The 1014-nt window shown below is 71.6% G+C and carries 1 protein-coding gene; it reads right to left on the bottom strand.

All coding sequences use genetic code 11. The annotated features are described in order from the left end of the window. Positions 1-18 precede the first annotated feature (18 nt). The coding region (locus tag ACRYM0_RS20860) for an IS110 family RNA-guided transposase (RefSeq protein WP_432507764.1) at positions 19-1014 on the bottom strand (996 nt) is incomplete at its 5' end.

The following is a 1014-nucleotide window of genomic DNA, read 5'->3' as shown; positions in this document are numbered from 1 at the left end:
GGATGCTCCTATGGTTCGTCAAGCGGCTGCAGCGAGGGGGTCGGTGGCTGCAGACGGCTGCAGAAGGGCGAAGACCTCACGGGCGATGTAGCGCTTGAGGCAGCGGATGATCTCTGACTTGCTCAAACCCTCGGTGGTGCGGCGCTTGACGTAGTCGCGGGTGCGTTGATCGGTGCCCATGCGGGTGATGGCGATGCGCCAGAGCGCGTTGTTGGCTTGGCGGTCCCCACCGCGGTTGAGGCGGTGACGGTTCGTCCGGCCCGAGGAGGCGGGCAAGGGTGCTGCTCCGCAGAGCATCGCGAAGGCGGCTTCGGAGTGCAGCCGCTCACTGTTCTGCCCGGCGGTGACGAGCAGTTGCCCGGCGACGTCGGGGCCGATGCCCTTGACCGTCAGCAGGGCAGGGCTGATCTGCTTCACGAGTGCGGCGATGAGGGTGTCGAGGTCGTCGATCTCCTCGCTCAGCTGCTCGTGGCGCCGCGCCAGGGACCGCAGCGCGACCTTCGCCGCGATGGCGGGCTCGCCGATGCGCGAGCGGTCGGGACGGGCCGCCGCGCAGGTGGCGATCAGCTGGTGCAGCGGCAGATCGCGCAGGTGGGCGCGCAGCGCTTCAGGCGCGGTGACGATCAGCGCCTTGAGGCGTCGTTGCACGTCAGCACGGTGTGCCACCGCGCAGCGGCGGGCCACCCGCAGCGCCCGCAGCGCCTCGACCTGACCATCGCGCTGCTTGGGGATGCCGGTGCGTCGCTGGGTCAAGGCCGCACGGGCAGCGGCCTCGGCGTCGACGGGGTCGGACTTGCCCTGCCAGCGGCGTGCCTTGCGGTCAGGGCGGTCGATCTCCACCAGCGGCACCTGCTCGCCGTGCAGGTAGCGGGCCAGCCCGGCGCCGTAGACGCCCGTGCCCTCGATGCCGATGAGCACCACGGCGCCGAAGGTGCGCAGCCACGCCAGCAGCGCCACGTAGCCGGCGGCGTCAGCGCGGAACTGCGCCGAGCCCAGCAGGCGGCCTGCGGCGTC

The organism is Kineococcus arenarius subsp. arenarius, assembly GCF_050871845.1.
Lineage (GTDB): Bacteria > Actinomycetota > Actinomycetes > Actinomycetales > Kineococcaceae > Kineococcus.
Note: the sequence above shows the minus strand (reverse complement) of the source record. Positions and strands in the feature narration are given on the sequence as shown.